We start from the raw sequence: 4,862 nt of genomic DNA, 5'->3' as shown, positions 1-4,862 counted from the left end.
GCGCGGTGGCGCGCGCACGCCTCGGTGGTCACGACGAAGGCCGGCGGCACCGGCGCACCGAGCGCGAGCATGCGCTGGATGCCCCACGCCTTGCCGCCCAGCAGCGCGCGGCCGCCGTCGAGGCCGGGGACGAGCGGGCGCACCGCGGTGGTGATCGTGATCATCCGGTCGTGGCCTCCTCGCTCACCCGGTCGCGTCCGGTCGCGCCGTAGAGCTCCTCGTGCAGCTCGTGGAAGACGGTGTGATAGCTGTCGACCATCGGATGCGTCAGGAAGCGCCGGTCGCCGCCGCGCAGCCGGACGAGCGCCACCTCCAGCCGGCCGGGGTAGCGGCCCAGCCGGGGGATGACGCCGGCCGCCCGCAGCGCGAGACGGCCCACGTCACCGTGCAGCGCCTCGACCCGGGCGATCACCGCGGCGTCGTACGCCGTGTCGGAGTGGTCGTTGGGCTCCTCACCGCGCAGCTGCCAGTCCCGCAGGATGGCCTTCAGCGCGTGGTCGTGCGCGCTGAACTCCTCCCAGACCAGGTCGAGCGCGGCCATGTCCAGGCCCGCGCGCTCGACGGCCAGCGCCGCCCGCAGCGCGTCGCGCCCGCCGGGCATGATCCGGTAGCGGCCACGGCACTCCTGGACGTGCCCGGCCGTGACAAGCGCCGCGAGCGCGCGGCGCACGGCGGTCTCGTCGCCGCCGGTCAGCCAGATCACCGTGGACGCGTCCGCCAGCCCGCCTTTCAGCCGCACCGCCTGCAACACCGCGAGATCCATCAGGCCACCTCCTCGGATGCGACTCCGGCCCGCTCGGATGAGGCCGCGGCCAGGCCTCGCGGGCTCGTTCCCGGCCCGCCCGCTCCCGGCCCGCCCGTTCGGCTGTCCACCGGCTCGGGGGCGATCCGCACACCGGCTTCGACCAGCGCCCGGCGCACCTGCCGCGGGCTTTCGTACCGGACGTCGACCATCCCCAGGTCACGCGCGGGCACGAGGTTCTCGGGGAAGTCGTCGACGAAGACCACCTCCCGCGGCCCGTGGCCGAGCATCTCCAGGAGCCTGCGGTAGATCGCGGGATCGGGCTTGCGCAGCCCCAGCTCCGACGAGTCGCCGTAGACGTCGATCGCGCCCGCGGGCAGCAGCGCGTGCAGCCAGTCACGCCGCTCGGCGAAGATGTTCGTCAGCAGCGCGGTCCGGTAGCCGGCCGCCCTGACCTCGACGACCAGCGCGGCCATCTCGGGCCGGACGTTGTCGCCCATGCACGCCCACAGCATCGCGTCCAGACGCTGTGCCGGGACGTCGACACGGTGTTTCTCGGCGATCGCCGCGGAGCACCGGCGGTAGAACTCGGCGATCGGCATGCGCCCCGTCTCGCAGCGGGCGAACAGCTCGCCGCCGCGGACGAAGGACATCACCGTGCCGGTGGGCAGGCCGTACTCGGCGTCGACCTTCTCGAACTCTCCGACGGGACTCGGGCACAGGACCCCGCCCACGTCGAAGACGACCGCCCCGATCATGCCTTGCGGGGCGGCGAGCCCGCGTGGACGAACTGCGCGCCACGGAACACGTCCACCTTGTGGATGTAGCCGTTCTGGGTGAACAGCGGGAACTCCCGCCCCTCGGGATCAACGAAGATCGCGTAGTAGTCCTGCATCGTGGCGGCCCAGTTGGGGGCGTCCGGCCCGACCTCGGACTCCTGCATGGCAACCGCGACCCGCCCCGTCGGACGCACCAGGTCACCGGCGATGCGGTGCCCGTTGGAGAACTCGAGCTCGTAGTGCTTCGGGCAGGCGGTCGCCTCCTTGTGATAGACACCGCCCACGCAGGGGACGAGCGTGCCCGCGTCCGACCACCAGCCGGCGACCGGCATGGGAGCCGGTTCCGGCAGCTCGTGGCTGCGCAGCGCGATGACCGAGAAGACGCTGTCGTCCGGCAGGATCGCCGATACGAGGTCCCAGCCGGTGTTCCACATCAGCTGGGTCTTGCGCCGGCCCCAGCCGCGGTCGCGCCAGCCGAAGCCGGAGAACGCGAGCTCCGGCCCGCCGCGCCAGCGCATCGTCCCGCTGGCCGTGATGACCTGCTCGGTGTGGCGGTAGACCTGCCCGCTCTCCCCGGTGGCGTAGTAGCCCCTGAACATGGTGTCCCACAGGGGCGCGAGGTGCTTCCCCCGCAGCGTCAGGTCGAACTCGGCCTCGTCGAGGCTGCCGGCCCACCGCAGCTCGTGGTCGGAGTCCCAGGAGAGGTTGACCACCTCCAGCCGCGCGAGCTCGTTGCCGATCCGCCGGTCGTTGTGCGTCCCGTCGGTCCGCAGCACCTGGATGACCGATCTGTTGCCCTGCGCGACGCCGACGGCGCACCGGGTGTCAGGCGAGCGGTTGGCGCTGACCGTCATGTGCATGTTGATGTTCGCGTTGAGCGCGTCATCACGGACGGTGATAAAGAAGGTCTCCTTCCACGGTAAGGACTCGTCACCGAAGGGCTTGTGTAACAGCTCGTCCTCGGGGCGGGGCAGCCATTCCGCCGGGACGCCGCGGGACGGCAAGGCGGCCGCCCCGGTGGCTGTGCTGGTGGCTGTGCTGGTGGCCGTGGGAGTGCTCATGCGGTGCTCTCCAGTTCACTGTCACGGTTCGTGCTGTCACGGTTCGCGCCGTCACGGGCCGCACGGCCGGTCACGCCTTCCGCGGCCCGCTTGAGGATCTCCACCGTTCCCTTGTTGCCGTCGACCCGGACGCGGTCGCCGGTGCGCAGCACCCTGGTGCCGTTGCCCGTGCCGATGACGCACGGCACCCCGACCTCACGCGCGACCACGGCGGCGTGGCTGAGCAGGCCGCCGATGTCGACCACCAGGGCCGAGGAGAGGAACAGCACCGACGCCCAGCTCGGGTCGGTGGTCGCGCACACGAGCACCTCGTCGGGCTCGATGTCGCCGAACGTGGGGTCGTGGACCACGCGCACGAAGCCCTCGGCGGTCCCGCCGCTGGCACCGATGCCCGTGACGCTGCTCTCCGTGCCCGCCGGGGCCGCGGCCCCCGCCTCCCCCGTGCCCCTCGCGCCAGGCATGCCGGACGCGCCGGATGTGTCGGACGTGTCGGGCCTGTCGTCCGCGGATACCAGTGCGAAGGGCACGGGCCGGCCCTGCCAGTGCGTGGGGATGTCGTGACGCAGGAAGTCCGCGCGCTGCGCACGCCGCCGGGCGGCGATCTCCTTCGCCCCGGCGGGCAGCCCGTCGACGAGCTCGGAGACCTCGAACAGGAACACGTCCTCGGGATCGTCGAGACGCCCGTCCGCGGCCAGCAGCGCGCCCAGGCGCCGGGCGGCTCCGCGGGCGACGTCGAGAGCCTGCAGGTAGGCGGCCTTGGCGACGCCGCGCAGCGGGATCCGTGACACGGCCAGCTTCAGCACGAGCTTCGCTCCCGGCCGCCGCGCGGCAGGCAGCCCGGCCAGCAGCTCACGCTCGGCCCGCTCGCGCGCCCGGGCCCGCTCCGCGGCGGCCAGCGCCGGGTCCTGGGTGTCGTCGCGTTCGCCGTACTGCGCGGCGAGACGGAGCACCGGCGCGGGATCCTCACGCCAGACCCGCCCGGAGACCTCGCCCTCGCGCGGGCCATGGTAGCCGTGCCTGGTGAGGAAGGCGTCGAGCGTCAGCTCCCCGCGTCCCATCCGCCACAGGTCGAAGATGATGTCGGTCTCGGCGTGCGAGCCCTGGCCGGCGACGAGCGCGTTGGCCTGCGCGTGGTCCAGACCGGCCTTCTCGATGAGGGTGAGCAGCTGGTCGTAGACCGCCTGCACCCCGATGAACACGCCGCCGGCCTGCACCCGGATCATCTCCGTGAAGCGGTCCCGGCCCTCGGCCAGCGCGTGCCGGGCGCCGGCCTCGTCGAGGGTGTCGAACCGCGGTACCCAGGCCTGCCACCAGGCCTTCGTCGGCCCGGTCCGCGCGATCACGTCCCGGCGGACGGTGGCCAGCGCGTAGGGCATCCTGGCTGCGACGAACGGCAGGCGGCGCCTGGAGCGGGCCAACGGGATGCCCGCCGGGACCTCGCCGAGCAGCTGGCGCGCGATCGCGTCCGGCCCTGAGCCGGGCAGCAGCCCGCCCATCTCGCAGAAGAAGTTGACGTTCAGGGCGGCGCGGCCGTAGAAGACGGCGGCGACGGCGTCGTTGGGATCGTCCTGCACACGGACGTCACCGGACGCGAGCGCCCCCATGCGTGCGAAGCAGTCACGAACCCCGACGTCGACCGCGGGCCCCCATAGCGACCACCCCAGGGGTGTCGCCACGCCCGGGAGTGCCTCCCCCACGTTCGTCGTGCTCCAGAAGCGTTCAGGTCGTGACTGCGTGTGTAAAGGACCGCTCGGGTCCACGCTGATGCTCATGCGGATCCTCTCCTGCTCAGGCCTCCCGATCCGGCCCGGCTACGGACGACAGGGCGGCGGGGTGCCTATTCGCCGAGTGCAGCCAGCGTTAACAAACAAGTGTTTGTTGTCAAGAGCGGGCCCGCCAGGTGCGCACGAAACAGCCGATAGGCACCAAATAACACAAATGGATGAGAAAACCCGCAATATCATGATCAGGCAGTAGGACTGGACCAGCTTCCTCCCGGAAGGCCGGTACCCGGGAGCGGACGGCCGGAGACCGCACCTTCAACCGCTGCACGGCGCGCGCAACCGCGACACGACGCGTGTCCCCGCAGTGGCTTCAGCGCCTGGCTCGGGCAGATGAGGCGTGCTCCTCGTGACCGTGCTGGAGATCGGTCACCGGCTCGAGGTCTGCCAGGACCGTCCGTAGCCAGTCTCAGCGCCACTCCGACTACGACACGATGATCATGTAGGCCGGAACCTAACGATCCGCGGGGCTCGCCCCCCAGCGAAGCCGCCCAACGGG

The 4,862-nt window shown here is 71.9% G+C and carries 4 protein-coding genes; all 4 read right to left on the bottom strand.

Going from position 1 to position 4,862, the window contains the following annotated elements; all coding sequences use genetic code 11:
* Positions 1–160: 160 nt before the first annotated feature.
* Genes NBX02_RS00295 through NBX02_RS00280 form a run of 4 tightly spaced genes read right to left on the bottom strand, consistent with a single transcriptional unit; the run spans position 161 to position 4,354 of the window.
* Positions 161–763 (bottom strand): hypothetical protein, encoded by a 603-nt coding sequence (locus NBX02_RS00295; RefSeq protein WP_250287240.1) that lies wholly within the window; start codon positions 761–763, stop codon positions 161–163.
* On the bottom strand, positions 763–1,500 hold the full coding sequence (locus tag NBX02_RS00290; protein WP_250287242.1) for an HAD family hydrolase: 738 nt from the start codon (positions 1,498–1,500) through the stop codon (positions 763–765). The genes NBX02_RS00295 and NBX02_RS00290 overlap by 1 nt, the downstream gene beginning before the upstream one ends.
* Positions 1,497–2,582: a hypothetical protein gene (locus NBX02_RS00285; protein WP_250287244.1), complete on the bottom strand. Its 1,086-nt coding sequence runs from the start codon at positions 2,580–2,582 to the stop codon at positions 1,497–1,499. Before NBX02_RS00285 ends, NBX02_RS00290 begins: the two co-directional genes overlap by 4 nt.
* Positions 2,579–4,354 (bottom strand): PEP-utilizing enzyme, encoded by a 1,776-nt coding sequence (locus NBX02_RS00280; RefSeq protein WP_250287246.1) that lies wholly within the window; start codon positions 4,352–4,354, stop codon positions 2,579–2,581. Before NBX02_RS00280 ends, NBX02_RS00285 begins: the two co-directional genes overlap by 4 nt.
* Between the last annotated feature and the right edge of the window lie 508 nt (positions 4,355–4,862).

The sequence above is a fragment of the Protofrankia sp. CiP1_Cm_nod1 genome, assembly GCF_920888515.1.
Lineage (GTDB): Bacteria > Actinomycetota > Actinomycetes > Frankiales > Frankiaceae > Protofrankia.
Note: the sequence above shows the minus strand (reverse complement) of the source record. Positions and strands in the feature narration are given on the sequence as shown.